Genomic DNA, 306 nt, shown 5'->3' on the forward strand with positions numbered 1-306 from the left:
GGAATCTCGTCCTTTAATCCGTTTCCGTTGGGATCTTCATTGCGGAACGCGTACCGCACATCATGAAGCTCATCGACCGTAGTCGGAGCCTTTAAGTTCAGCTTATCCAGCCAGTCCTGTCTGATCCACCAGAATTCAGCGGCCTTCAGTTCCTGATTTTTGGGAATCTGGTAGATATTTCCGTCCAGGGAATACGCCGTCTGGCGGTATCTGGCATCCTCATCCAGCACCTTCTGGATATTGGGCGCATGCTCTTTAATCAGATCATTTAACGGAATCATGCCGCCGTCGCGCCCCAGCTTTTCC

Annotated in this window: 1 pseudogene; it reads right to left on the reverse strand. The window is 51.3% G+C overall.

Annotation, left to right across the window (positions count from 1 at the left end):
- Nucleotides 1–306: pseudogene (locus tag NE473_RS30965) on the reverse strand (extracellular solute-binding protein); the annotation flags it as partial.

Origin of the sequence: Hungatella sp. SL.1.14 (assembly GCF_024460495.1) — a bacterium.
Classification (GTDB): domain Bacteria; phylum Bacillota; class Clostridia; order Lachnospirales; family Lachnospiraceae; genus Hungatella; species Hungatella hathewayi.